Source organism: Candidatus Chromulinivorax destructor, from assembly GCF_003366055.1.
In the GTDB taxonomy this organism is placed as follows: domain Bacteria; phylum Babelota; class Babeliae; order Babelales; family Chromulinivoraceae; genus Chromulinivorax; species Chromulinivorax destructor.
The window spans coordinates 382,644-408,072 of the sequence record NZ_CP025544.1; the positions used below are offsets into that span (position 1 = coordinate 382,644).

At 34.4% G+C, this 25,429-nt stretch carries 24 protein-coding genes and 6 tRNA genes; 8 read left to right on the plus strand and 22 right to left on the minus strand.

Going from position 1 to position 25,429, the window contains the following annotated elements; all coding sequences use genetic code 11:
* Positions 1-5: 5 nt before the first annotated feature.
* The 18 genes from rpoC to C0J27_RS02010 all read right to left on the minus strand — a co-directional run bounded on the left by rpoC (position 6) and on the right by C0J27_RS02010 (position 13,845).
* Entirely contained in the window at positions 6-3,938 is a 3,933-nt protein-coding gene (gene rpoC / locus C0J27_RS01925; RefSeq protein WP_252120582.1) for a DNA-directed RNA polymerase subunit beta', read from the minus strand.
* 41 nt (positions 3,939-3,979) lie between these two features.
* Complete coding sequence (locus C0J27_RS05760; RefSeq protein ID WP_286206273.1) at positions 3,980-4,105, minus strand: hypothetical protein; 126 nt, start codon at positions 4,103-4,105, stop codon at positions 3,980-3,982.
* Positions 4,098-8,426 (minus strand): DNA-directed RNA polymerase subunit beta, encoded by a 4,329-nt coding sequence (gene rpoB, locus C0J27_RS01930; protein ID WP_115585516.1) that lies wholly within the window; start codon positions 8,424-8,426, stop codon positions 4,098-4,100. Before rpoB ends, C0J27_RS05760 begins: the two co-directional genes overlap by 8 nt.
* A 90-nt stretch (positions 8,427-8,516) precedes the next feature.
* Complete coding sequence (rplL, locus tag C0J27_RS01935) at positions 8,517-8,891, minus strand: 50S ribosomal protein L7/L12 (RefSeq protein WP_115585517.1); 375 nt, start codon at positions 8,889-8,891, stop codon at positions 8,517-8,519.
* 52 nt (positions 8,892-8,943) lie between these two features.
* Positions 8,944-9,432 carry a 50S ribosomal protein L10 gene (gene rplJ, locus C0J27_RS01940; protein WP_115585518.1) on the minus strand — a complete coding sequence of 163 codons (489 nt, stop codon included), beginning with the start codon at positions 9,430-9,432 and terminating at the stop codon, positions 8,944-8,946.
* Positions 9,433-9,454: 22 nt separating this feature from the next.
* A complete protein-coding gene (gene rplA, locus C0J27_RS01945) occupies positions 9,455-10,147 on the minus strand; it encodes a 50S ribosomal protein L1 (protein WP_115585519.1) in 693 nt (230 codons plus the stop codon).
* A gap of 15 nt (positions 10,148-10,162) precedes the next feature.
* Positions 10,163-10,594 carry a 50S ribosomal protein L11 gene (gene rplK, locus C0J27_RS01950; protein ID WP_115585520.1) on the minus strand — a complete coding sequence of 144 codons (432 nt, stop codon included), beginning with the start codon at positions 10,592-10,594 and terminating at the stop codon, positions 10,163-10,165.
* Between the two features lie 18 nt (positions 10,595-10,612).
* Positions 10,613-11,131 carry a transcription termination/antitermination protein NusG gene (gene nusG, locus C0J27_RS01955; RefSeq protein ID WP_162801729.1) on the minus strand — a complete coding sequence of 173 codons (519 nt, stop codon included), beginning with the start codon at positions 11,129-11,131 and terminating at the stop codon, positions 10,613-10,615.
* A 37-nt stretch (positions 11,132-11,168) separates the two neighbouring features.
* On the minus strand, positions 11,169-11,372 hold the full coding sequence (gene secE, locus C0J27_RS01960; protein ID WP_115585522.1) for a preprotein translocase subunit SecE: 204 nt from the start codon (positions 11,370-11,372) through the stop codon (positions 11,169-11,171).
* Between the two features lie 44 nt (positions 11,373-11,416).
* A tRNA-Trp gene (locus C0J27_RS01965) sits at positions 11,417-11,492 on the minus strand.
* Between the two features lie 52 nt (positions 11,493-11,544).
* Positions 11,545-11,619 (minus strand) — tRNA-Thr (locus C0J27_RS01970).
* 111 nt (positions 11,620-11,730) lie between these two features.
* Positions 11,731-11,806 (minus strand) — tRNA-Thr (locus tag C0J27_RS01975).
* Positions 11,807-12,044: 238 nt separating this feature from the next.
* Positions 12,045-12,120 (minus strand) — tRNA-Thr (locus tag C0J27_RS01985).
* Positions 12,121-12,138: 18 nt separating this feature from the next.
* A tRNA-Gly gene (locus C0J27_RS01990) sits at positions 12,139-12,215 on the minus strand.
* Positions 12,216-12,332: 117 nt separating this feature from the next.
* A tRNA-Tyr gene (locus C0J27_RS01995) sits at positions 12,333-12,417 on the minus strand.
* Between the two features lie 143 nt (positions 12,418-12,560).
* Positions 12,561-12,779: a (2Fe-2S)-binding protein gene (locus C0J27_RS02000; protein ID WP_115585524.1), complete on the minus strand. Its 219-nt coding sequence runs from the start codon at positions 12,777-12,779 to the stop codon at positions 12,561-12,563.
* A gap of 11 nt (positions 12,780-12,790) precedes the next feature.
* Positions 12,791-13,252, minus strand: a complete 462-nt coding sequence (tsaE, locus tag C0J27_RS02005) for a tRNA (adenosine(37)-N6)-threonylcarbamoyltransferase complex ATPase subunit type 1 TsaE (RefSeq protein WP_115585525.1) — start codon at positions 13,250-13,252, stop codon at positions 12,791-12,793.
* Between the two features lie 2 nt (positions 13,253-13,254).
* The gene (locus C0J27_RS02010; RefSeq protein WP_115585526.1) at positions 13,255-13,845 is read right to left on the minus strand and encodes an NYN domain-containing protein; all 591 of its coding nucleotides are present in this window, start codon (positions 13,843-13,845) and stop codon (positions 13,255-13,257) included.
* Positions 13,846-14,015: 170 nt separating this feature from the next.
* Here C0J27_RS02010 and C0J27_RS02015 point away from each other — a divergent pair, with 170 nt between their 5' ends.
* On the plus strand, positions 14,016-14,852 hold the full coding sequence (locus C0J27_RS02015; RefSeq protein WP_115585527.1) for a F0F1 ATP synthase subunit gamma: 837 nt from the start codon (positions 14,016-14,018) through the stop codon (positions 14,850-14,852).
* 556 nt (positions 14,853-15,408) lie between these two features.
* Here the strand turns inward: C0J27_RS02015 and C0J27_RS02020 are convergent.
* Together C0J27_RS02020 and murA are read right to left on the minus strand one after the other, a co-directional pair.
* Positions 15,409-15,810: a hypothetical protein gene (locus tag C0J27_RS02020; RefSeq protein ID WP_115585528.1), complete on the minus strand. Its 402-nt coding sequence runs from the start codon at positions 15,808-15,810 to the stop codon at positions 15,409-15,411.
* A 15-nt stretch (positions 15,811-15,825) separates the two neighbouring features.
* Positions 15,826-17,100, minus strand: a complete 1,275-nt coding sequence (gene murA, locus C0J27_RS02025) for a UDP-N-acetylglucosamine 1-carboxyvinyltransferase (protein WP_115585529.1) — start codon at positions 17,098-17,100, stop codon at positions 15,826-15,828.
* A gap of 242 nt (positions 17,101-17,342) precedes the next feature.
* Here murA and C0J27_RS02030 point away from each other — a divergent pair, with 242 nt between their 5' ends.
* From C0J27_RS02030 to C0J27_RS02060, 7 genes are all read left to right on the plus strand, one after another.
* Complete coding sequence (locus C0J27_RS02030; protein ID WP_115585530.1) at positions 17,343-18,020, plus strand: thymidine kinase; 678 nt, start codon at positions 17,343-17,345, stop codon at positions 18,018-18,020.
* 101 nt (positions 18,021-18,121) lie between these two features.
* Positions 18,122-19,468, plus strand: a complete 1,347-nt coding sequence (gene radA / locus C0J27_RS02035) for a DNA repair protein RadA (protein ID WP_115585531.1) — start codon at positions 18,122-18,124, stop codon at positions 19,466-19,468.
* A gap of 179 nt (positions 19,469-19,647) precedes the next feature.
* The gene (locus tag C0J27_RS02040) at positions 19,648-20,412 is read left to right on the plus strand and encodes an ABC transporter ATP-binding protein (RefSeq protein WP_115585532.1); all 765 of its coding nucleotides are present in this window, start codon (positions 19,648-19,650) and stop codon (positions 20,410-20,412) included.
* A complete protein-coding gene (locus C0J27_RS02045) occupies positions 20,402-21,190 on the plus strand; it encodes an ABC transporter permease (RefSeq protein ID WP_162801730.1) in 789 nt (262 codons plus the stop codon). Before C0J27_RS02040 ends, C0J27_RS02045 begins: the two co-directional genes overlap by 11 nt.
* An 8-nt stretch (positions 21,191-21,198) precedes the next feature.
* Positions 21,199-21,987, plus strand: a complete 789-nt coding sequence (locus tag C0J27_RS02050) for an ABC transporter permease (protein WP_162801731.1) — start codon at positions 21,199-21,201, stop codon at positions 21,985-21,987.
* Positions 21,988-21,996: 9 nt separating this feature from the next.
* Complete coding sequence (locus tag C0J27_RS02055; RefSeq protein WP_115585535.1) at positions 21,997-22,785, plus strand: ABC transporter permease; 789 nt, start codon at positions 21,997-21,999, stop codon at positions 22,783-22,785.
* Between the two features lie 34 nt (positions 22,786-22,819).
* Positions 22,820-23,605 (plus strand): pseudouridine synthase, encoded by a 786-nt coding sequence (locus C0J27_RS02060; RefSeq protein WP_115585536.1) that lies wholly within the window; start codon positions 22,820-22,822, stop codon positions 23,603-23,605.
* A gap of 40 nt (positions 23,606-23,645) precedes the next feature.
* On the opposite strand, the gene C0J27_RS02065 is transcribed toward C0J27_RS02060, so the two are convergent.
* Positions 23,646-23,999: a hypothetical protein gene (locus tag C0J27_RS02065; RefSeq protein WP_115585537.1), complete on the minus strand. Its 354-nt coding sequence runs from the start codon at positions 23,997-23,999 to the stop codon at positions 23,646-23,648.
* 2 nt (positions 24,000-24,001) lie between these two features.
* Complete coding sequence (locus tag C0J27_RS02070; protein WP_115585538.1) at positions 24,002-25,324, minus strand: amino acid carrier protein; 1,323 nt, start codon at positions 25,322-25,324, stop codon at positions 24,002-24,004.
* Between the last annotated feature and the right edge of the window lie 105 nt (positions 25,325-25,429).

Below are 25,429 nucleotides of genomic sequence, written 5' to 3' on the forward strand. Positions count from 1 at the left end.
ATATTCTACTCGTTATTTTTAAGATTGTCAGATTCAATCGCTTCATGAATAGATTGATTATTATCTAAGTACCGCTTCCTAAATGAAGCAATCCCAGTACCCGCTGGTATTAATTTACCAATAATAATGTTTTCTTTCAAGCCATATAAATGATCTACTAATCCAAAAACAGCAGCTTCAGATAAAATTCTTGTTGTTTCTTGGAATGATGCAGCTGAGAAAACACTTTCTGTTCCAAGTGATGCCATAGTAATACCCATTAAAATTGGTTTTGCTATAGCCGCACGTTTACCTTCAGCTCTCAACAAAGTATTAACATTTTTGAAATGTACTTTGTCAACACGATCACCAATAAGGAAATCTGTGTCTCCTGGATCAACAATACGAACTTTACGTAGCATCTGTTTTACGATCAGTTCAATGTGTCTATCATCAATATCTACGCCTTGTAGACGATAAATCTCTTGAACTTGATTTACAATGTATGTCTGTAAAACATCTGGCCCTAAGATTCGTAACAAGTCATGCAATATTGGAAGACCAGTTGTTAAAGCATCACCAGCTTTAACGCGATCACCATTTGCAACGATTAACTGTTTATCACGAGGGATTAAGTAATCAAATGACTCTTCTCCAACAACAACGCTGATTTTACGATATCCTCTATGAAGACCACAGAAAACAACTTCACCATCGATGTCTGATATAACAGCTGAATCTTTCGAAATACGCGCTTCAAAAATTTCAGAAATTCGAGGTAAACCCCCAGTAATATCTTTAGTTTTTGATGCTTCCTTCGGAATTTTTACTAAAATATCACCTGCTTTAACTTGGAACTTATCTTCAACTAAAAGATATGAACTATGAGGTAAATAGTATTGAGCTATCTCTTCACCAGTTGCATCCAAAATCATTACTGCTGGCTGATACTTATCCGATTTATTTTCTAAAATATATTTAGTTGTTAACTTCGTTACTTCGTCATGTTTTTCTTGCATTGTAACGTTATTAATCAAATCAATATACTGAATTGTTCCATCTTTTTCAGAAATAATAACATCATTCAACGGATCAATATTTAATAATAGTGTATCTGGTTGAACAGCTGCATTATTTGTAACAAAAATTTCTGCACCATATAATACTGCAACTTCACGTAATTCACGTCCATCTTTTGCAATAATAGCGATTTTACCTTCACGGCTTACCGCGATAGTTTTACCATCTCTATTTGTTACTGTACGTACGTCATGAAATTCAGCAATACCTTCGAAATCAGCTGTGTATGAAGCTCTTTCCGTAACACTTGCTGTACCCCCAATATGGAACGTTCTCATGGTTAACTGGGTTCCAGGTTCACCGATTGATTGCGCTGCAATAATACCAACCGTAACACCAACTTGTACAAGTTGACGAGTTGATAAATCCATACCATAACATTGAGCACATGCGCCACGTTTAGCTTGACATGACAATACTGAACGAACTTGTACTGATGTAAAATATGACTCTTTTAACTGTTCTAAATGGTAGTTCATAACCATGGTGCCACGAGGCAACAATAATTTACCAGTTAGTGAATCTTTAAGATCTGCAGCTAAATGCCGTCCATAAATACGTTTTAACAATTGGTATAAAATCTTGCCTGATTCTTTTAAATTTTCTAAAACAACAAAGCCAAGAGATCCGCAATCTTGCATAGTCACCACAACATCTTGAGCAACGTCAACTAAACGACGTGTTAAATATCCAGAGTTTGCAGTTTTAAGCGCTGTATCGGCCTGACCTTTACGAGCACCGTGTGTTGAAATAAAGTATTCAAAAACACTCAAACCACTCTTGAAGTTACTCTTAACTGGAGTTTCCATAATTTCGCCTGACGGCTTAGCCATCAAACCACGCATACCCACAAGCTGTTTAATTTGATCTCTGCTACCACGAGCACCAGAGTCAATTGACATAAATATTGGGTTAAACGGTTTCTCTTGTTTATCAGCATTTAAATATGCAAAATGATCAGCATTTTCAAAATCTTGGTACATAGCTTCTGCAACATCTGCAGTTGTATGGTTCCATAAACTAATGATTTTATTGTATCGTTCACCATTAGTGATAGCGCCATCAATATACATCTGATCAGTTTTAATAACTTGATCTTCAGCTTTTTTAAGCATTTCTTTTTTCGATGCAGGTTCAACCAAGTCAGTTAGTGGGAATGAAATACCAGCTATAGTAGCATACGTAAAACCAATAACTTTAATAATGTCTAAGAAATCAATTAATTGGTTTGCACCAAAATTGTCATATACATATTCAACTAACTGAGCAATATCTTTTTTGCGCAATAATTTATTAACCCATGCAATATCAGAACCTTTAGGTAGTTTACTATACAGTAAAGCTCTACCAACTGTTGTATCTACAACAGTTTGTCCATCTTCTAGACGAAGTTTGATAATAGCATGTAAGTCAACTTGCTTACACAAATGAGCTAAGGTTACTTCTTCTAGAGATGAGAACGTAGTTCCTTCACCTTTTAAGTTGCAACGGATCTTAGTTAAATAATGTAAACCAATAACCATTTCTTGTGACGGAATACCAAGCGGTTTACCATTTGAAGCAGACAATAAACTGTTTGTTGATAAAACAAGATTTTTTGTTTCTTTTTGTGCTTTGTCGCTTAAAGGTAAATGCACAGCCATCTGATCACCATCGAAATCGGCGTTAAAACCTGTACAAACTAATGGATGAATTTTAATAGCTTTTCCATCAACTAGTACTGGGTAAAAACCTTGAATACCAAGTCTATGCAAAGTCGGGGCACGGTTTAATAGTACAGTTCTACCTTGTACTACATAATCTAAAACGTCCCATACAATGTCCACACCTTCTTCAACCATACGTTTAGCAATACGTAAGTTTGAAGCTAATTCTCTTTTTAATAGTTCAGCAAAAACATGCGCTTTAAATAACTCTAAAGCCATTTTCTTTGGTAAACCACATTGATTCATTTTTAATTTTGGATCAACAACGATAACTGAACGTCCTGAATAATCTACTCGTTTACCAAGTAAATTTTGACGGAAACGACCTTGTTTACCACGAAGCATTTCACTCAATGATTTCAATGCACGTTTATTACCACCACGTACAGGCTGCCCTCTACGACCATTGTCAATCAATGAGTCAACAGATTCTTGCAACATACGTTTTTCGTTTTTGATAATAACTTCAGGAGCTTCGATTTCTATCAATCTTTGTAAACGAATATTTCTATTCAAAACTCGACGATACAGTTCATTTAAATCTGAACTTGCAAATCTACCACCTTCTAAAGGTACTAATGGACGTAGGTCCGGTGGTAAAACCGGCAACACTTCCATGATCATCCAATTTGGACGTAAATCCGCTTGCGATAATCCGTTTAATATCTTAATTCTACGCATAATCTTATGACGAGCTGCTACTGAAGATGTGTTTTTATACACTTCTTGCAATATAGCTGCTTCTGCATCAAGATCTACCATTTCTAGTACTTGTTTTACCGCTTCAGCACCAGACAACGCTACGAATTCAATATCATCTGCATGATTATTTACATATTCGTTATATTCGTTATTAGTAATAACTGCTTTACGATTATATGGAGAATCACCTTGATGAACAACCATGTATGAATCAAAATAAATAACGCGTTCTAATTCTTTTACTGAAAGATCTAAAACTAAGCTTAAATAACTTGGTGTTCCTTTTAAGTACCAAATATGGCAAACAGGAGCAACTAATTCAATATGTCCCATACGCTCACGACGTACACGAGACTGAATTACTTCAACGCCACATTTTTCACACGTAACACCACGATGTTTCATACGTTTGTATTTACCGCAATTGCATTCCCAGTCCTTTACAGGACCGAAAATTTTTGCGCAAAACAAACCATCTTTTTCTGGTTTTAATGTACGATAGTTAATCGTCTCTATTTTTTAACTTCACCGTAAGAAAGAGATTTAATCTTTTCTGGAGATGACAAACGAACACGAACAGCATTAAACTGCGTCGGTTGAATGTACTCTCTAAATCTCTGTAATATTTGATTACTCACTTAGTTCCTCCTTACCAGTCTTGAACAAGTCAACTTGCAACCCTAAACTTTGAAGCTCTTTTACTAACACGTTAAATGACTCTGGTAGTCCTGGATCAGGTATCTCATCCCCACGAACAATTGTTTCATAGACTTTATGTCTACCAGTTACGTCATCTGATTTGTATGTTAGCATCTCTTGTAATGTATAACTCGCTCCGTACGCTTCAAGAGCCCATACTTCCATCTCACCAAATCGCTGTCCACCAAACTGTGCTTTACCGCCTAATGGCTGTTGTGTAATAAGTGAATAAGGTCCAACTGAACGAGCATGAAGTTTATCATCAACCATGTGGTTCAATTTCAAAATATAAATCACACCTACAGTTACCGGTTGGTCAAAATATTCACCAGTTCTACCATCTCTAATTCTTAATGAACCTGATTCTGACAATCCAGCATCTTTTAACAATGGCTGAATTTCAGTTTCAAAGTTAGCACCTTGGAAAATAGGAATAGAAAAATGAATTCCTTCTTTCACTGTACGTCGAGCTAATTTTAAAAGACCATCAGTTCCATGACCTTCTTCAAATGCATTGATAACTTCTTTTCCAAAATGTTTTACTAAGAAGTCTTTTACATAACTGTAACTTTGTTCTTCAATAACTTTTTGTAAATTTTCACCAAGTTGTTTACCCGCAAACCCAAGAATTGTTTCAAGAATTTGACCTACGTTCATACGAGATGGTACACCAAGTGGGTTTAATATAATATCAACAGCAGTTCCATTGTCTAAAAATGGCATATCTTCTATTGGCACGATATTTGAAATAACACCTTTGTTACCATGTCGACCAGCAATTTTATCACCGACTGAAATAGTTCTTTTTGAAGCAATATACACTTTTACAACTTTAATAACACCTGAAGATAAATCGTCACCCTTTTTAAGGACAGCTATTTTTTCTTCTTTAATGCTATCTAAAATACGTAATTTAGTATTAAACGCTTCATCAAGTTCAGCTATAGCCTGTATTTTATCTTTATCTTTTGGTTTTAAAGCAAATAAATCTTCAAGAGATAACTCTTGTAATTTAGATTTGTCAAAAAGGTTGTCAACTACTAAAGATTTTTTAACAGTTGTTCCAGCTGCAGCGTTGTCTAAAATTTCAATAACTTTAGTTTCAACCATGCCACGTAAGAACTTGATTTGTTTTTCTAAATCTGCTTCTAGTTTTTCAACTTTTTTTGCAACTTCTTCTTTATAACGTTGATCTTTACGAACACCGCTACGAGAGAATACTTTAACGTCAACCACAGTACCTTCTACACCTGGAGAAACTCGTAATGAAGTATCTTTTACTTCTCGAGATTTTTCTCCAAAAATAGCACGTAGTAGTTTTTCTTCAGGTGAAAATTGTACGTCACCTTTTAAGGTAACTTTTCCAACTAAAATATCTCCAGGAATAACACGTGTTCCAATTTTAACGATTCCGTAATCATCTAAACTTGAAAGAGCTTTCTCACCAACGTTTGGAATATCTCGTGTAATTTCTTCTGGCCCAAGCTTTGTATCACGTGCATCTGAAACGTATTCATCAATACTTACAGAAGTCAAAACGTCGTCAGAAACTAAACGTCTACTTACTGCAATAGCATCCTCAAAGTTATATCCGTTCCATGGCATAAATGCTACAACTAAGTTTGTTCCAAGAGCTAATTCGCCATGTTGTATAGCTGAACCATCAGTTAGAATGTCACCTTTAGCAACAATGTCGCCAACTTTAACAGTTGGACGTTGATGTATCCATGTACTATAACTTGAACGATTAAATTTTTTCAAAGTATAGACTTTAACACCTTTATCAACCCAATCTTCAAGCGTCTTAAATCCATCTTCTTGAGCACGAACAATAATTTTATCTGCTGAAACATATTCAACAACACCATTATGTTCTGCTGTAATCACAGCACCTGATGCTTTAGAAACTTCAGCTTCCATACCAGTTCCAACAATTGGAGTTTGGCATCGAATTAAAGGTACAGCTTGACGTTGCATGTTTGCACCCATCAATGCTCTACTTGCGTCATCGTGTTCTAAGAAAGGAATTAAAGATGCAGCTACAGAAACAAGTTGTTGCGGAGATAAATCTATACAATCAATGTCTTTGCTATCAACGTCAATAAAGTTACCTTCATGACGAGCTAACACTCTATTATCTTTTAATTGTGTCCCTGTTGCGTCTACTGCATCTGCTTGTGCAATAAATCGAGAACCTTCTTCAAATGCATTTAAGAAAATAATTTCATCAACAATTTTCCCATTTACAACAGGTTTATATGCAGATTCAATAAATCCTAAATCGTTCACCATTGCATACGTTGCAAGAGATGAAATCAGACCAATAGTCTGTCCCTCTGGTGTTTCAATAGGACAAATTCTACCATAGTGAGAGGTATGAACGTCACGAACTTCATATGTAGCTCGATCTTTCATAACACCGCCTGGCCCAAGAGCTGACAAACGTCGTTTATGAGCTAATTCTGCTAAAGGATTTGTTTGATCCATGAATTGCGATAATTGACCAGAACCAAAGAATTCTCTCAATATTGCGCTCAAAGGCTTTACGTTTAAAAAGTCTTGGGGCATTAATGCGCTTTGAACTTCTTGCATTCTGAATCGTTCTTTAGCAATACGTTCCATACGAGCTAAGCCTGTATAGATTTGATTACTCAATAATTCGCCAACTAAACGAACACGTCTATTACCAAGGTGATCGATATCATCAAGTTCGCCAATACCACGCTCTCTTAAAGCAATAATATAACGAATAGTACCTAAGATATCTTCATAGGTTAACGCAGTTTGAGCTTCGTCGATGTTCAGACCTAGTTTGCTGTTTAAACGAATTCGTCCAACGCGAGTTAAGTCGTAATAACGATTTGAGAAAAATTGACGTTCAAGTCTTTCTTTAACTTCAGCTAAAGAAGCACTATCCCCAGGCCATATTTTTGCATGTAAATCATGTAATGCTTCATCTTGCGTAACACAACGATCATGCATTAATGTTAATGCCATTGTTGGCTGGAAAATATAACCTTGTAAATCGATAAGATCTACAACAGCATTGTGTTGTTTTTTAATAATAGCACAATGACTTTCTGTAAGAGTAACACCCTGCTCTATTAATAATTCACCAGTGTCTTGATCAATAAAATCAGAACGCAATGCTTTATTAAATAAAACAGAATCTTGAATATTCAAACGGTTAATTCTTAACGTTTGTAATTCTGAAAGCAAAGCACTTGTTACACGACGTCCTGCAAATTTCGACGCAAACTCTTCTGGCAACATACTTTGTTCAAGACGTTGACCAATTAAATTTTCATCTACTTTTTTATACAAAGAACCATTATCAACCCAAACTGAATTAGATGAATAGAATAATGGAAGAATTTGTTCGCGAGGTGTACCCATCGCTTGCAAGAAGGTTGAAACAAGTACTTTCTTTTTCTTATCAATTCTTACATAAAGACAGTCATTTGTATCGAACTCAAAATCAATCCATGATCCTCTCATAGGAATAATTCGAGCTAAATAATAAGGCTTGCCTCGTAAATCTTTGTTTTTCTTACTTTTAGAAAAAACAGCACCTGGAGAACGGTGTAATTGACTTACAACTACCCGATCAACACCATTAATAATAAAGGTACCTTGATCACCAACAAAATATTGGCCATCTTGTTCATACAAATCAACCATTATAGGCACATCAGCAAAATAAACATTTTGCTCTTTGATATCATGTACATTACGTACACCATTATCATCAACATCCCATGTAATTAACTGTATCTTAACCTTTAAAGGAAAGGCGTACGTTTCTTCTCCATCTCGACATTCTTGAACAGACAAAGGAACTTTGATGCCTACGCGAGAATGACATGACGGACACATAATGTAACGAGCGCTTTTCTTTGAACACCCTGTACATTTTTGTCCATCTTCTAAACGAGAACAATCTCGTTTATCACAGCGAGAACACTCCCAAGTATAACGATTTGTAATACCTGTTAATAACCCACATGTGCAAGCCCAATTACCAAGTTCATAACTTACGAATTCCAAAGAAAGTTTATCACTATGTTCTATAGGAAAAACATCCCTTAGTGCCTTCTCTAATCCCATGACTACTCGCTCTGATGGCAAATAATCAAGTTGCACAAAATCATTAAATGACTTTGACTGCACCTCAATTAGATTAGGCACTGGAACAACATTTTTAACTTTTCCAAACGACTTTCGTAAAATTATACTATCAACAGTCGAGCGAGATACCATGCTGCTCCTTATAAAAAAAACTCAACAATTACTGTTCACAACCCCAATCAAACAACTAATTTATTGCCCAAAAAACTTGTATAAAATTAATTATACAAGTTCAACTGTAGCGCCAGCTTCTTCTAAAGCAGCTTTCATCTTAGCAGCATCATCTTTAGATGCAGATTCAACTACAGTAACAGGAGCACTTTCTACCATTGTTTTAGCTTCAGCTAAACCAAGAGTAACAACAGAACGTAAAGCTTTAATTACTTTAATTTTGTCAGCACCCATGCTTTTTAGAACAACTTTGAAATCTGATTTTTCTTCTTTAGGCGCTTCTACTTCTGTAGCAGCTGCAGGAGCAGCAGCCATAGACATAGCTGAAACACCAAACGCTTCTTCAATCGCTTTTACAAGTTCAGAAAGTTCTAAAACAGTCATTGCTTGTACAGCTGCAATAATATCATTAAATTTATGTGCCATGTGCGCATCCCCGAAAACAATAATAACGTATATTCTTAATTAACTAACTCAACTACTCGGCTTTTTTTTCTGCTACAGCTTTAATAGCCATTGCAAATACTATTACCGGCGCGCTTAATACACCACATAATTGTGATAGTAATATTTCGCGAGAAGGCAATAATGCTATCGATCTAACAGATTTTGCATCATAAACTTTTGCTTCTGAGCAACCTGCTACAATTTTTAGCTTATCATTGTTCTTTGCAAAATCATGTAATACTTTTGCAACACTTGTCATATCGCTATCAGCGAATACGTATGCAAGCTGACCTACTAGAAGTGTATCTAAACCTTGGCAATCACTTAAGCTTTTAACAGCTAATCTTGCCAAACGATTTTTAGCTACTTTAAGTGAGCCACCTTTGTCATCAAGTGCAAAACGAAGATTTTTCATTTGAGAAACAGTCATTCCTTGGTAATTTACCAAAAAAGCTGCTTTACTTGATGAAAACTTCGATTCTAAATTTTCTATTGTTGCTTGTTTTTGATGTTTTTTCATCTCAGCGACCTTTGCTAGCTACTTATGAAACTTGTTCTAAATTAACACCAATTCCAACACCCATAGATGAAGACATTGTTACTTTTCTTATGAACTTGCCTTTTGAAGCAGCAGGCTTAGAAGCCGCTAATGTTTTCATAAAAGTAACAAAATTTTCTTGTAATTGGCTAACATCAAACGATACTTTTCCTATCGAGAAATGAACTAGACCTTGTTTATCATTTTTGAAGAAAGCTTTACCTTTTTTCAAATCCGCAACAATAGCACCGACGTTTTGAGTAACTGTTCCCAATTTTTTGTTTGGCAATAAACCCTTAGGACCAAGAATTCTTGCTAAAACACCAATTGGTGCAACCATGTCTGGCGTTGCAACAGCAAAATCAAAATCTACCCAACCTTGAGAAATTTTTTCAATTAAATCTTCAGCACCTACAAAATCAGCACCAGCTTTTTCAGCTTGAGTTGCAGCATCACCTTTAGCGAATACAACAATTCTAACTTTTTTGCCTGTGCCATGAGGCAGTACAACACCGCCACGAACCACTTGGTCACCTTTTGTAGCATCTATTCCCAAATTTACATCGATATCAATAGATTCATCAAACTTAGCGAATGACAAACTTTTAACTTTAGCAATTGCATCTTTGTGAGATAATAAATCTAAGTTAGATACTAATTGCAAAGCATTGCGATGTTTTTTACCATGTTTTACCATTTAAGGCACTCCTTACTAAGCATCAACAACATCAACCCCCATACTTCTCGCAGTTCCTGCTACAGATTTTTTAGCTTGATCTAAATCACGAGTATTTAAATCAGGCATTTTGATCTGTGCAATCTCTTCGATCTCTGTCCAAGTAATCTTACCAACTTTGGTATCATGAGGACGAGCAGATCCCTTCTTCAAGTTAATCTTTTTGCGAATAAGTTCAGATGTTGGTGAAGTTTTCAAAACAAAAGTAAAACTTTTATCTTTGTAAATTGTAATAACAACAGGAACAGACTCACCCTTACGTGCCGCTGATTGAGCATTAAACTGCTTGCAGAACTCCATCATATTTACGCCATGAGGACCGAGAGCGGAACCAACTGGAGGCGCAGGAGTTGCTCCACCCGCAGGCAGAACCATTTTCACAAGAGCTTTTATTTCTTTTTTTGACATACGCACTACCTACTAAATTTATTTTTTAACCTGATCAAATCTCAATTCTACAGGAGTCATCCGACCAAAAATACTTACCTTAACAATAAGCTTTTTAGTATCTGCATCCACTTTCTCTATAATGCCTACAAAGCCTGTAAACGGTCCATCTTCCACTGTTATTTCACTATCAACTACAAAATCATCTTTGTCATTTGTTAGAACAACACCGCCTTTAATTTTCTCAAGGACTCTATCCACTTCTTTATTAGATAAAGCTATTGGATTTTTTCCACCAAGAAAACGTAAAACACGGGGTGTATTTAAGACAAACCTCACAAGCTCAGGAGCCATCTCCAATTCAATTAAAACATAGCCAGGAAAGAGCTGTTGGTCTTTTTCTTCGACAGCACCGAACATTTGCTTCATTTTTGCAGTTGGAACAAGGACTTCACCAAGACGGCCGCCTTGATCATCATCTTTAATCCGACGCTCTAATTCAGCTTTTACCTGCTCTTCATATCCAGCATAGATTTGAAGTACATACCACTGTTTCATTAATAACATCCCTAACTAATAGTCCCCAGAATCAACCTTAACGAATATTAAAAACAAGTGCGCTTAATACCTTGAGAGCTCCAATATGGAAAAGATAATTAATAACACTTAAAAACAAAGTAAACGCCAAAATAACAATTAGCGCAACGACTGTTGCACCTATAAATTCTTCTCTGGATGGCCAAACAATTTTTGACAATTCAACTTTAACTTCTTTAAAAAACGTTCCAACATTCTTCATATTCTAGAGCCTTAATAGATCTATTGTTAGTAAAACCGTAAAAATGGCAGGCCAGGAGGGATTCGAACCCCCAACACGCAGATTTGGAGTCTGCTGCTCTACCGTTGGAGCTACTGACCTACACTCACTTTTTAATCAAATTTAGCGATTAACCCACGGGCCATATTTTAGATGGAGCCCGCGACCGGACTTGAACCGGTGACCTCTTCCTTACCAAGGAAGTGCTCTACCGCTGAGCTACGTGGGCATACCCAAAAAAGCTATTATACGGTTTTGTCAAACATTTGGTATAATTTTACCTCTTACTATAAGAGTTTAGAGAAAAAACAGAAAAAGACAACTTAGATTTTTAAAAAAATGGAGCTGGTGACTGGACTTGAACCGGCAACCTACTGATTACAAATCAGTTGCTCTACCAATTGAGCTACACCAGCAACACATTATTATTGCAAATCTGAGTCAAATTTTAATTTTTCTTCAAAATCTTATCGACATCTGACTTACAATATATCTTATTATTAACCAATTCACAAATGCCTTGCCCTTGTCTGAAGCTCCAATATTCGTTTGCATCAACGATGGACACGCAGGCGAACAGACTTTGCTGAATAGTAACAATTTTAATTTCAAACATTTTATATAAGTATACCATAATTTTGCATTACAAAAAAATGGAGCTGGTGACTGGACTTGAACCGGCAACCTACTGATTACAAATCAGTTGCTCTACCAATTGAGCTACACCAGCAACTTATTTAATTTCAAATGGAGCGGGAAACGGGACTCGAACCCGCAACCTACAGCTTGGAAGGCTGTCGCTCTAGCCAATTGAGCTATTCCCGCATATTTCTAATTTTTATCTATATTATATTTTTTATGATTAAATTTCAACATAGTATGATAACTGTGAATTCGGTAGTTAGCTATACTATTATTTTTATTTTGCGAACAGAATAAAAATGGTGACGAGGGAAGGATTCGAACCTTCGAAGGCGGAGCCAACGGATTTACAGTCCGTCCCCTTTGACCGCTCGGGAACCTCGCCAACTTGAATCATATATTTCAATATAACTTAGAGTAATTTATTTTATTACTTTTTAAGATGAATATCAACTACAAATTAATAAATATGTAAAAATAAATTATTTACTATAACTTTTATAGCAATAATTCGATGAAAAAGCAACCTCAGCTTTTATTTTTTTTACATTTTAAAATATCGTTCACTTCTGACACACAACTCGAGCACCCTGTACCTACCTCTAATTTTTGCTGAAGCTTATCAAAAGTATCTGCTCCATGGTCAATAGCCTGGCACACATCTGAATTCATAACACCCATACAAACACAAACTAAATGGTCATTTGTACAACAATCAATTAAGTCTTTTTTCTTACAGCAAGCCATATTTTTTCACCCTATTTATAATACCATTTTATTGTTCTTGTCATTTCATCATGATATCCAAGTTCAATTGAACACACATTTTGTTCAAGTAAAGATTCAGCTATCTCTGGCCACTCTATAATGACTAATGAATTTGGCTGATATAAAAATTCATCAAAACCTGCAAATAAAAATGCATTTTTATCTTCCAGCCTATATAAATCAAAGTGATAAAAAGTTTTACCGTCACTGTTTTTATAAGCCTGTAAATACGTGTATGTTGGACTCTGAGTTTCTCCTATCACACCTGATTGGCGTAAAAGTTCAATTGCTAAGGTTGTTTTACCAGCACCAAGAGTTCCTTGTAACGTAATTACTTGCACATCGGGATGTGTATGTAAAATTTGTGATGCAATATTTGCTATGTCAGATTTTTGAAATATTTTTTCATGCTCATCATGAACAGCCAGATGATTATGTTTTTTTGTAGTCATAGTTAAATTTTTATAATTTTTTTCAAAAGTTTTTTGTCTTTTTTTGAACCGTTTTGTTCATCGGTATAACGAAGTGAAAGTTTAACATCTTTGTCTTGGTCTTTGGTTATAAGATATCGACTTCCATACTCCATTAAAGTATCTAAACTTTTATTCTCTTCTTGAGTTGTTTTATGAATCGTTTGCGCAATTATTAACTCTTTTTGATCTTGAACTTTCATAACTTCTTGTAATATTCTATAAAACTCCATCGAACCAAGCGACTCGATCTGATATTGCTTTGCATAATTACGTAATTCACGATCAGATGTTACTAATAAAATATCAAACGCTTTATACGTTGTTAATTTTTTTTTAATAATATCATCTGCTGATTGCATAAAGCCAGAATAAAACAGTGTAAGATATTTATAATTTTCTTCTACTTCATACGGATCTTGCCCACCATCAAAGACAAGAATCACCTCATTAGAATTTCTTCGTTGTGCATATTTTTCGAATAATTGAAGAAATTTTGTCCGTTGAGCATCTTGAACAAATTGTGTGTGCAATACAGTTTTTAATAGATTGTATGCATCTATAATAATAATCATGCTTCACAATCCATTCATTACGTAAGTCTGTTATTAATATATATAGTTTACATTTACAAGTCGTTATATCTTATAGTAGAATAAAACAAGTCAATTCGACTCAGCAGCTTTTATGTTGAAACTATAGTATACAAGAATAGCTATGACAGACAAGTAAGGAATAAGGTGCTATGTCTCAATTAATACAATTAAAGCAGAGAATCAAAGCTATTGAAGTTATTAAAAAGATTACGCATGCAATGCGCTTAATTTCAATGTCTTCTCGTTTAAAAATGATAAAGCTCTCAGAAAATTTACATTTTTTCAGAGATGAAATCACGCCATTATTATGCTCTTTAGAAAGTGCGCACTCAAAAGCAGACCAAAATCAATCAATACAAAAAAACCTCATTATTTTGATTGCATCTGAAAAAGGTTTATGCGGTAACTTTAATAGTATTATTTTACATCATTTCGAAAATTATCTTAAAAAGATTGATCTAGAAAACTATGATTTTATTACCGTTGGTAAACATGCAGGCGACTATCTAGCAAAAAAAGATATTTCTATTGTTGCTCGACATGATAAATTATCACCACATCATCTTGATAAAACAGCTAATAGCTTGTATGAATTTTTAATGAAACATAAAAATGAGTATGCGACGGTAACCTGCTTATACAATAAATCAAAAAGTTTTTTCATTCAACAGCCTTGCGAGTTTCAACTGCTACCAGTTCAACCTCAAACAAGCTGTAATGTCCAAAAAAATATCGATGTCGAAGATTATCATTGGATTCAAAAACCTGAAGATGTTATCGTCTGTATTTTTCAATCTTTTATTAAATTAAACGTTTTAGCTATACTTTCTGAATCGATTATATCTGAACAATCTTCACGATTTTTATCAATGGATAGCTCAACACGCAACGCAGAGAATTTATTAAAAAAAATGAATCTTGAATATAATAAAATTCGACAAACAAAAATCACTAAAGAGCTGACTGAACTTATTAGCAGTTTCTAAAATTTAAAACCCAGCAATTTTCGTTCAAAAATTCGCTGGGTTTTTTATAATCTAAAGTAATAGACCTCTTTGTCATTTCTTTTGTGTCACGTCTTGATTTAATACATTTCTACTTCTCAACATTAACTTTCCAGCATCATGAGGTGTCATACAATCCATAACTAATTCATATTGATTATGAAATGCCATATCTCTATGTATACAATGATAAAGAGCTATTGATAATGCTACTTTATAAGCATCATTATCAATAGCTGATATTTGAATAATATGAGATAAGAGAAGCCTATTTTCTTACATCTTCATGTAAAAAATTATACTTTTTAAAAAAATAACTAGGTTTTGTGAACCAAATTTTTACTATAGAATTTTGCCCTACGTTTTTTACAAAAACTCCGGGGATCTGTAGGCCGGTGGGCCTGATGCACTCTTTTTTGAACTAAAAAAGCGCACAGTGGCACCGGCCACCAATGTTTCCGTAGATGAGCGCAGCGATATCGTAGGCTTATATCGTTATTTTAAATTTGGTTTACACAGCCCAAGAACTTATCTCATCCTAAATAGGTCTATTTGTAAAGATTATTTGTCTTCCCATATAAAGACCAAATCTATATTGATTATTAAATACAACATTTCTATGCGCCTGATGATAAAGAGCTATTCCTATTGCTACCGTATGTTGATAATTATAAAAATTTGAATCATAATGACGGCGATCAAAAGGTTCTTGAAGAAAAAGTGGCAGACCACACCAATTTTCTGGGTGTTGATCAAAATTTTCGATAGCTTCTGCTATTTTTTTATGTATTTTTTTATCTTCATCACAAATTCTTTCTTGGTCAATATCTATATAAATATAACTTTCAATTAATTCATTAAATCTATTATCGAACTGAGACGTCAATACCAATTCATGATAGCTTACAAGCATCATGCATAAAAATAATTTCATCTTCATATTAAAAACCTTTATTTAAAGATGCTTTACAAACTCAATATGTGCACCTAACGAACGTAGCTTTTCATCTAGGTCTTCATAGCCACGACGCCAATGTGAAACGCCATACACCATTGTCGATCCTTCTGCTACTAATCCTGCTAAGACTAATGCACAAGAAGCACGAATATCAGTAGCAACGACAACTGCTCCTTGCAATTTTTTGACCCCTGTTACAACAGCTTTATGACTGCCAAGTACCTGCATCTGTGCACCCATTAATTGCAAATATGGCACGTGTAAAAATCTATTTTCAAAGACTGTCTCAATTGCTTCACATTTGCCCTGCGATACAGCTTGAGCAATCATTAACAATGGTTGCAAATCGGTTGCAATTCCAGGATATGGTGCTGTTTTAAATGAAACTGCTTGCGGATTTTTTGATGCAATCAAACGAATTCCACCGGCTGCTTCATGAATAATCTGATGGCCCATTTCTTCCAATTTCATTAAAAAAAGTTCCATATCATCAGCACAAGCATTTGGTAAATACACATTTCCACCGGTAATAGCTGCTGCAATCAATAACGAGCCAACTTCTAAACGATCCGTCATAATTGAATATTCAACCGGTTGCAATTTTTCAACACCAACAATTTTTAATGCTGCTGGATACTCAAGCGATATCTGCGCACCCATTTTTGTTAAAATACCAATTAAATCCATAACTTCAGGTTCAATTGCTGCGTTGACAATATAGGATGTCCCAGGAATTAAAACTGCTGCCATTAAAATATTTTGAGTTGCTCCAACACTTGGATAATCAAGTACAAATCGCTGAGCAGTTAATTTTTGCGCATGCAGGCAAATTACATTGCCTTGCTCAGTAATTTCTGCTCCCATTTTTTTAAAATTCTTTAAGTGATAATCAATTGGACGAGCTCCAATCATATCGCCACCCGGAAAAGCTACATCAGCTTTTTGAAATCGTGCCATTAAAGGCCCAAGAATAACAATCGATGCCCTGGTTTTTTGCATCATCTCTTCAGATATCTTCCAACGATGAATGTTCGTCGTATCAACTACTAAAATTCCAGCCGCATAATCTTTGGTAATAACTGCACCTAATGATTCTAACAAACCAACCATAGACTCAATATCAGTCAGATGTGGAACATTTTTTAAAACTGAAACTCCTGAAGTTAAAACTAACGATGCTAAAATTGGTAATGCTGCATTTTTTGCGCCAGAGACTGTTACTTGTCCTTGTAACGGTCCTGATTTTTTTACTAAAATATATTCATGTTGCATATAAAATTTCCACTATAAAAATTTGTCATAAAAATATGATGATGAATATTAAGTATACTCTGCACTATTTTTTTTTGTAGTCAGGAAAATCAACTTGTTCAAATGCCTTTGCTAATCAAGAAACAGATACGAGCTACCATAATAAAAGTTAAAATGTAAGACTAGAAAACAACTTTTTTATAACTTACACTCAAATAAAGTCATCTTTACAATATAAAAAAATTATTCTACAAAGGTTTTTCATGGTAAACTTTCATAAAGTAACCTTACTTGCGTCAATTATATTTTTATTACCCTTCAACTTAATTCAAGCTCGTAACATGAATCAAAACTGTTCTCTTACTGTCATCGTCGGCTCAATGTGTAGCGGAAAAACTGAAGCTCTGATTGCTGCAGCAAGTAAATTTGTGATTGCAAACCCAGATCTTATTGGTATTTTTAAGCCATGTCTTGATAATCGCGTACTTGCAAATAACGAAAAAGATCCTTCAATTTATATCACCTCACGCAATGGTAGTTCAATTAAATGCATTGCAGTCAATGATGTCGCTGAAATGAAAAAAATTGTTCTTGAAAAAAACTATGCTGTCGTTGCAATTGATGAAGCACAATTTTTTAACAAAGAAGAACTGATTTTATTTGTTCACGACATGCTGGCTCTTCATAAAAAAATTATCGTATCAGGGCTTGATCTTGATTTTCGATCAGAAACATTTGGTGCTATGGGCGATCTTTTAGCATTAGCTGATGAAGTTATTAAATTAACTGCTATCTGCACAGAATGTGGATCAGATACCTATTGCATTACGCAACGCGTTATCGATGGCAAACCTGCTCATTACAACGATCCAATTATTATGGTTGGTGACATTGAATACAAACCTCGTTGCAGAAATTGTCATATCATAAGAAAAGATTAAATATAGTTCATGAGGCCTTCGGGCCTCATACTGTTTACAAGCTATTTTTAAAAATAAAAATGACTGTCCCTCTAAACTCTATTACTGTATAAGGTTTATTAATGGCAAAAGTATCAAACTATTTTCAATGTCAAAACTGTGAATACCAAACTCCAAAGTGGCAAGGCTGTTGTCCTGAATGCCGCAAATGGAATACCTTAGAAGAAGTCTCACAATCACCTGCACAACCAAAAAATTCTGCGCCCGGCAAAACAGCTGCAATGACATCACTTGATAATATTTCAACAGATGAAGCTCCTCGATTTATCACCGGAATATCAGAATGGGATCGTGTTACCGGAAACGGTATTGTTCCAGGATCTTTTTCTATTGTTACTGGCGATCCTGGTATTGGTAAATCAACACTCTTACTACAAGTGAGCGCTCAATTATCTGCAAAATATAAAGTATTTTATTTTTCTACCGAAGAGTCACTTGCTCAAGTAAAAATGCGATTTCAACGACTCAACCATCCATCGCAAACTTTGCTATTTTCTACACAAGCAACGCTTGAAATTATTGTAGAAACTTGCAAACAAGAAAAACCTGATCTTGTTATTATCGATTCGATTCAAAATATTTACAGTTCAGAGAATTTTAGCCTTCCAGGGACTATTACACAACTTCGTGAAACAGCATTTTATTTAATGAAATTAGCAAAAGATAATAACATTGCCATTATCGTAACAGGCCATATCACCAAAGAAGGCCAAATGGCTGGACCAAAAATATTAGAACATATTGTTGACGCAGTTTTTTACCTACAAAAAGAAGATAAATGGCAAACTCGAATTTTACGATCAGAAAAAAATAGATTTGGGTCAGTTAATGAAATCGGTTTTTTTCAAATGACAAGCACCGGCATGATTGCTATAGAAAATATTAATCAACATTTAATCAATGACACAAAACACACCCCAGGTTCAGTATTAATTAGCTGTCTTGAAGGAACGCGACCATTATTTTTAGAACTTCAAGCTTTAACTATACAGACTCAATTTAGCGTTGCTCAACGAGTTGCAACCGGCATTGACCATAAACAGATCGTTTTAATTGCTGCAATTTTAGAAAAATATCTGCACATTAAGTTTAGTGGATGTGACATATTCTTTAAATTAAGTGGCGGAATCAAAATCAAAGATAACTCTGCTGATTTAGGCATAGCTTTAACCTTACTTTCTAGCTACTTTCAAAAACCTGTACCTGCGCAAACAATTGCATTAGGTGAAGTATCTTTAACTGGATTAATTAAACCAATTCAAAATATCGATATCCATGCAAAAGAAGCTGCTAAATTTGGTTTTGATAATTTGCTGATTGCTTATGATCAAAAATTAGAAACTAAAATAAATAAACATGTTCGTCGGTTTAAGTCCGTCTACGATCTTTTAGAACTATTTCCTGAATAAAAAATCGATAAAATCATGCCATGTAAAGAAGCTTTATAATCCAACAATAAAGCTTCTTTATGTCTTATCAAATTAAATAATAGTGGTTGATCTATCACAATTGACTAAAGCAATAAATCATTTATCTTGTATCTATACAATTATTTTTTCTTATTTATTCATGGCATAAAGGTTAGAACATGTCATCAGATATCTTATTATCTATACAGAATGTTACAAAAACATTTGTAACAAATACTAAAACAATTAGAGCTTTAAAAGGCGTTTCTCTTGATATTTATCAAGGTGAAATTTTAAGTTTGCTTGGTGTTAATGGTGCTGGTAAAACAACTCTGTCGTCAATTATATCATCCCTTAACCCCCCAACATCTGGTGATATTTTATATCAAGGCACATCAATCTATAAAGACTTAATTAACTACCGTAGAATTATTGGATTTTGCCCTCAAAAACCTAATATTGATACCATGCTAACCATCGAAGAAAATCTCTACTTTGCAGGCAGATATTTTAATGTTCCAAGCAATGAAATTAAACAGCGCGCGCAACTTTTAATGCAAAAATTTAGCTTAACTCAATACGCTCAATCAAAGGGATCTATTCTTTCTGGTGGCTACAAACAAAGATTTTTACTTGCCAGAACTTTAATGCATCAACCTAAAATTGTTATTTTAGATGAACCAACTGTAGGACTTGATCCACACATTCGACGTAACTTATGGGATGTGATCAAAGAACTTAAAAAAGAAGGCGTCACCGTTCTGTTAACAACTCACTATCTTGATGAAGCGGAGTATTTATCTGATCGCGTCTGTATTTTAGATAAAGGTGTTATTAAGCTCATCGATACCCCAGATAATTTAAAAAGAATGTATAATCAAACCAACCTTGAAAATGTATTCATCGAAATCATTAAAGAGGATGCAAACATTGATGCTGAATAAAAAAATTCTACAAACTTTTTATGCTCTTTTATCTAAAGACATAGAAATTTATAATAAAAAGTTGCTCCCAAGAACCATTGACGCTTTTGTCTGGGCTGGAAGTAACCTTATTATAGCTCACAATATTATGCCTTTATTTGGTATACAAGATCCACAATATGGAACATTCATTCTTATTGGCAACCTTGCAATTTGGGGTCTTTTTGAAATGCTCACGACAATTGCAATATTTCTTGGTGATATCGAAGGCGATCGAACAATCAGTTATTACATATCGTTGCCAATACCAACATCTTTATTTTTTGTAGAGCAAGCTTTGGCAAGTGCTTATCGATCAATGGCAAGCTCTATACTTATATTTCCTTTAGGAAAATTAATTCTTGGAGATGCTTTACTATTCTCTTCAATTAACTGGCCTTGCTTTCTGATTGCTTTTGCTATGATCAATGTTTTTTATGGATTCTTAACTCTTTTAGTTGCAAGTTATGTATCTGACTTACCTTCTTTGACCATGGTGCGAAGCAGAATTATGTTTCCTTTATGGTTTTTAGGTGGTTTTCAATTTCCTTGGAAAATGTTACACGGCGTTGCTCCAACCTTTGCTTACATGAATCTTTGTAATCCAATTACCTACATTATGGAAGGAATTCGGTCAACAGCTTTACCTACTCAAAATTATCTACCATTTTGGAACTGTATGGCGATGCTTGTATTCTTTTCTATGCTATGTGGATACATTGGCATACGAAATCTAAAAAAACGACTTGATTGCCTTTAGGAATTTTTATGCTTACAACTTTTTATATTCAGCTGCACGTTTTCACACAACTTTTGAAACGAGACTTTGGTATTTTTTTACAAAATGCAGTTAATAATGCAATTAATATACTCTGTTGGGTTATTTTGTCGTTAGTTGTGTATCAATTTATTATGCCTGAACTTGGATGTACCTATAAGGGTGACTTCTTACTGGTCAGCTGCGTTATATCTCGAGCTTTTTTTGGTGTTATGGATGGAGTCTGTAGAATGGTTGCAGACCTTGATGGTGATAAAGCAATTACTTACGATATGACATTGCCAATTTCCCATACCCTGCTGTTTATTAAAATTGCAATATCAAATGGCATGCATGCAGGATTATTATCACTGTTAATTATTCCTGCTGGTAAAATTATTTTGTGGAGCTATCTGAGCTTTCCATTTTTTTGCCTACCAAAATTATTACTCATTATTTTTTTAAGCTCATTTTTTGCAGGATTCTTTTCATTGTTCATTATTGGAATCACAAAAAATCTTATGCAAATTGAAGATATTTGGAGTGGCATACTTTTTCCATTATTTGCTCTTGGTGGTTTTCAGTTTACTTGGAAAGTTATGCATGAAGTATCTCCAGTCATGAGTTACATCAATCTTTTCAATCCAGTCATGTACATGTTTGAAGGTATTCGTGGAGCTACGCTTGATCCAGCATTATCGATATCATTTTGGATCTGCTGCATGATGCTTATGATATTTACTATTCCTATGGGATATATTGGAATTCATCTTTTAAAACGACGCCTTGATGCGATTTAGGAATTCATTATGACTGATAGTTTTTACCAACAAGCTGGTGTAATTTTGCAACTATTACATCGAGATTTTTATATATTTAAACGAAATTTTTTACATCGTTTACGGATGGCTTTGTATTGGGTTGTAATTTCAGTTGCTATTGCTCGAATGTTTTTACCTTCTATGGGTTTAGATAATTTTGCACCATTTATTTTGATCAGCTCTGCTGTCAGTTATGGTCTTTTTATTGTCATGCAAAATGCAATGAGTCTGGTTGAAGATATTACAGAAAATCATGCGATTGCTTATGAGCTCACTTTACCAGTTGCACAGTGGCTTATATTTTTAAAAATTATGATAAGTAATGCACTACAATCATTTGTTATATCTCTTTCAATTGTACCTTGTGGCTTACTTCTTCTTATGAATAGTCATGCTTTTCCTGATTTTTCATGGTGGAAATTTATACTTATTTTTATCTGTGCATCAATATTTTATGGAGCATTTTCTTTAATTTTAGCAATATCGCTTAAAGATATGTCTCAAGTTGATAATGTATGGCTAAGAATATTGTTTCCCATCTGGTACTTAGGTTGTTTTCAATTTCCATGGAGCGTTTTATACAAAGTCTCTCCAGCACTTGCATATCTTGATTTATGCAACCCGATGACCTACATTTTAGAAGGTGGGCGATCTGCTACAATTAACAGCGCTGGATCACTTCCTTTTATTCCCTGTTGCGCCATGATTCTATTTTTTGCAGCAATTTGCTCAATAATAGGCATACATTTCATGAAAAAACGTTTAAACTGTATATAAAAGCACATTAATCATCTCAAATAAAAATTTACTTATGACCACAAATTCTGAAATTGCGTTAAATAAATATATTGCTCATGCAGGTTATTGCTCACGTCGAGTAGCAACAGATCTTATTAAAAATGGTAAGGTTCGCATCAATGGCATACAAGTTAAAACTCCTTTTACTCTCGTAAAAGCAACTGATCTTGTTACGGTAGAAAACAATCCAATTACACCAGAAAAAAAAATCTACATTCTTTTAAATAAACCTAAAAATGTTATTTGTACTGTTGCTGATGAAAACAACAGAAAAACAATTACTGATTTATTTGCTGGTGTATTTAAAGAACGCTTGTACCCAATTGGAAGACTTGATCGTAGTACAACTGGCTTAATTATCATGACCAATGACGGTGATCTAACGCAACGCCTTGCTCATCCAAAATATGAAGTTCCAAAGATGTATCAAGTAACAAGCGAAACATCAATTGCTAAAAGTGTTATAGAAACACTTTTACAAGGTGTTCCACTGGAAGATGGTTTCATGAAAGTTGATGAAGCAGGTTACCCAACATCTTCAAAAAAAATCGTAAATGTTACAATTCACAGTGGCAAAAATCACATTGTAAGAAGACTATTTGAAGAACTTGGCCATCCAGATATTAAGTTAGATAGATTTTCATATGCTGGTCTTACCAAAGAAAAATTACGTACCGGTGAATGGAGACATTTAACAACTCAAGAAGTTGCAGCACTTTACCAATACGAAGAAAAAGAATTAGTAAAAGAACCTAAAAAAATAAATCGCGCGAAAAAATATTACGCACGACTTGGATAAATAAAAAAGCCCATCAAAATTGATGGGCTTTTTTTATGTACTATCGATGTGATGGATTTTTCGATATCTTTTTTTGTATCATGCTATTTTTAATACGAGCTGTTTTTTTCATCTGATGTTGATACACATATGCACTTAATGGCGTAACATTATTTTGTGCCGGAACTTGCAGAAGGTCAATAGGATGCATAACTGGCTGAATCATAATAACAGGACCACATATCAATGCCAAAGCAACTGTATAAACAAAAGAACGTTGACTGCATGACAGTGGCATATACTGGCGTTGCCAAGTTGCTTGCTCTTGATTATTGTTTTCTTTTTTAGATGCTTGAGGCATAGAAGTTATGACAACAGGTACACATAAAAAAAGCAGCAGCATCAAACGTTTCATAGTTACTCTTTTGTTTTTAAATTAAATTTAATTTTATCAGACAACATCACAATTCCATACATATTCAAAATCAATAATAACATACCCGTAATTGCCATAAACATCATCGCATGATCATTTTCACCAACATACGAAAATAGTAAGAAAGCAGACCCTGCAAAAATAGGGTATATTTTATTACCTTTTTCACCCCATAAAAACACAGCTGCATTTTTACCAACAGTGTAAAATGAAATTAACGAACTATAACCAAGCAAGAAAATAAACATTGGCCAGAAAAGATTAATATACGGAAAGTAAAGTTGTAAAGCTTGCGCTACTAATACTGTTTGATGAATACCATCTTTCCATGTTCCTGTTACTAAAATAAGAAGAAGGCTTAAGGTACAGATAATAAATGTATCCATAAATATGCCCATAATCCCCATAGAAGCTTCTCTGCTTGGACTTACTTCAGATGTTTGGCTATGAATTGTTGATGCATAACCAATACCAATGTCGCCTGAATAACAAGCTCTTTTAATTCCGTATGTCATCGTCGTCATCATCGTCGAACCTGCAAAAGCTCCAATTGCAGCATGAGGTGTCCAGGCTGAAATGAAAATAAGTTTAAGTATTCCTGGAAGCATGGTTATGTTGATAGCGAGAATATAAAGGCTCATTGATACAAAAATAACTAAAAATAGTGGTACCACAACAGAGCTTACTTTGCCTACTAACTGCAATCCGCCTTGACCAATGATTAAAACTAAAAACATTAAAAGTAGGACAACAATAATTTTTTCAAAGCCCCATCCTGCAATAATTGTATGAGTTATCGTTTTAAAAATAAAAATTTCAGTCCCATAAATACAAAATAAAAATGCAACTAATGATGATAAAAATTTACCCCCTTGCAGTTGTTGCAGATAAATCATAGGACCACCAGTGTAGCTATTATCTTTATCTTTAATTCGATATATCATGCCTAAATAAATCTCTGCATATTTTACTAACATGCCAAAAAAACCAGCAATCCACATCCAAAAAACAGCACCAGGTCCACCTAATTGAACAGCTGTACATACGCCAACAACATTTCCAATACCTATGCACCCACCAATTGAAGCAAAAAACACATACAATGGCTTAACACCACGAACATGCTCAGATTTTTGATAGATATAACTATGAAAAATCTTAAAGATTTCAGGCATATGCATAATTTGAAAAAAATTTGATTTATAAGTAAAATAAATGCCAACTAACATCAATGCTGGGACGCCGCCATAAGTCCAAACGAAGTCTTCAATATATTCAAGGTGCGATAAAAAATAATTCAGCATTAAAATCCCTATATAAACTATGATTAATTACAAATTTTAATAGTAAAGGAGCAATGATACTTTGTCAAAACAATAAGTAGATAAAGAGGCTGATTCGATATGTTT

Excerpts from the sequence above, each read along its gene's own strand:
- tsaE (WP_115585525.1), bottom strand. The coding sequence starts at position 13,252 with ATGACTACAAAAAAACATAATCATCTGGCTGTTCATGATGAGCATGAA.
- rplJ (WP_115585518.1), bottom strand. The coding sequence starts at position 9,432 with ATGAAAAAACATCAAAAACAAGCAACAATAGAAAATTTAGAATCGAAG.
- C0J27_RS02060 (WP_115585536.1), top strand. The coding sequence starts at position 22,820 with ATGACCACAAATTCTGAAATTGCGTTAAATAAATATATTGCTCATGCA.
- C0J27_RS02010 (WP_115585526.1), bottom strand. The coding sequence starts at position 13,845 with ATGATTATTATTATAGATGCATACAATCTATTAAAAACTGTATTGCAC.
- C0J27_RS02065 (WP_115585537.1), bottom strand. The coding sequence starts at position 23,999 with ATGAAACGTTTGATGCTGCTGCTTTTTTTATGTGTACCTGTTGTCATA.
- nusG (WP_162801729.1), bottom strand. The coding sequence starts at position 11,131 with ATGAAACAGTGGTATGTACTTCAAATCTATGCTGGATATGAAGAGCAG.
- C0J27_RS02015 (WP_115585527.1), top strand. The coding sequence starts at position 14,016 with ATGTCTCAATTAATACAATTAAAGCAGAGAATCAAAGCTATTGAAGTT.
- C0J27_RS02070 (WP_115585538.1), bottom strand. The coding sequence starts at position 25,324 with ATGCTGAATTATTTTTTATCGCACCTTGAATATATTGAAGACTTCGTT.
- C0J27_RS02040 (WP_115585532.1), top strand. The coding sequence starts at position 19,648 with ATGTCATCAGATATCTTATTATCTATACAGAATGTTACAAAAACATTT.
- C0J27_RS02050 (WP_162801731.1), top strand. The coding sequence starts at position 21,199 with ATGCTTACAACTTTTTATATTCAGCTGCACGTTTTCACACAACTTTTG.
- rplA (WP_115585519.1), bottom strand. The coding sequence starts at position 10,147 with ATGGTAAAACATGGTAAAAAACATCGCAATGCTTTGCAATTAGTATCT.
- C0J27_RS02055 (WP_115585535.1), top strand. The coding sequence starts at position 21,997 with ATGACTGATAGTTTTTACCAACAAGCTGGTGTAATTTTGCAACTATTA.
- C0J27_RS02045 (WP_162801730.1), top strand. The coding sequence starts at position 20,402 with ATGCTGAATAAAAAAATTCTACAAACTTTTTATGCTCTTTTATCTAAA.
- C0J27_RS02020 (WP_115585528.1), bottom strand. The coding sequence starts at position 15,810 with ATGAAGATGAAATTATTTTTATGCATGATGCTTGTAAGCTATCATGAA.
- radA (WP_115585531.1), top strand. The coding sequence starts at position 18,122 with ATGGCAAAAGTATCAAACTATTTTCAATGTCAAAACTGTGAATACCAA.
- C0J27_RS02000 (WP_115585524.1), bottom strand. The coding sequence starts at position 12,779 with ATGGCTTGCTGTAAGAAAAAAGACTTAATTGATTGTTGTACAAATGAC.
- secE (WP_115585522.1), bottom strand. The coding sequence starts at position 11,372 with ATGAAGAATGTTGGAACGTTTTTTAAAGAAGTTAAAGTTGAATTGTCA.
- C0J27_RS02030 (WP_115585530.1), top strand. The coding sequence starts at position 17,343 with ATGGTAAACTTTCATAAAGTAACCTTACTTGCGTCAATTATATTTTTA.
- rpoB (WP_115585516.1), bottom strand. The coding sequence starts at position 8,426 with ATGGTATCTCGCTCGACTGTTGATAGTATAATTTTACGAAAGTCGTTT.
- rplL (WP_115585517.1), bottom strand. The coding sequence starts at position 8,891 with ATGGCACATAAATTTAATGATATTATTGCAGCTGTACAAGCAATGACT.
- rplK (WP_115585520.1), bottom strand. The coding sequence starts at position 10,594 with ATGTCAAAAAAAGAAATAAAAGCTCTTGTGAAAATGGTTCTGCCTGCG.
- murA (WP_115585529.1), bottom strand. The coding sequence starts at position 17,100 with ATGCAACATGAATATATTTTAGTAAAAAAATCAGGACCGTTACAAGGA.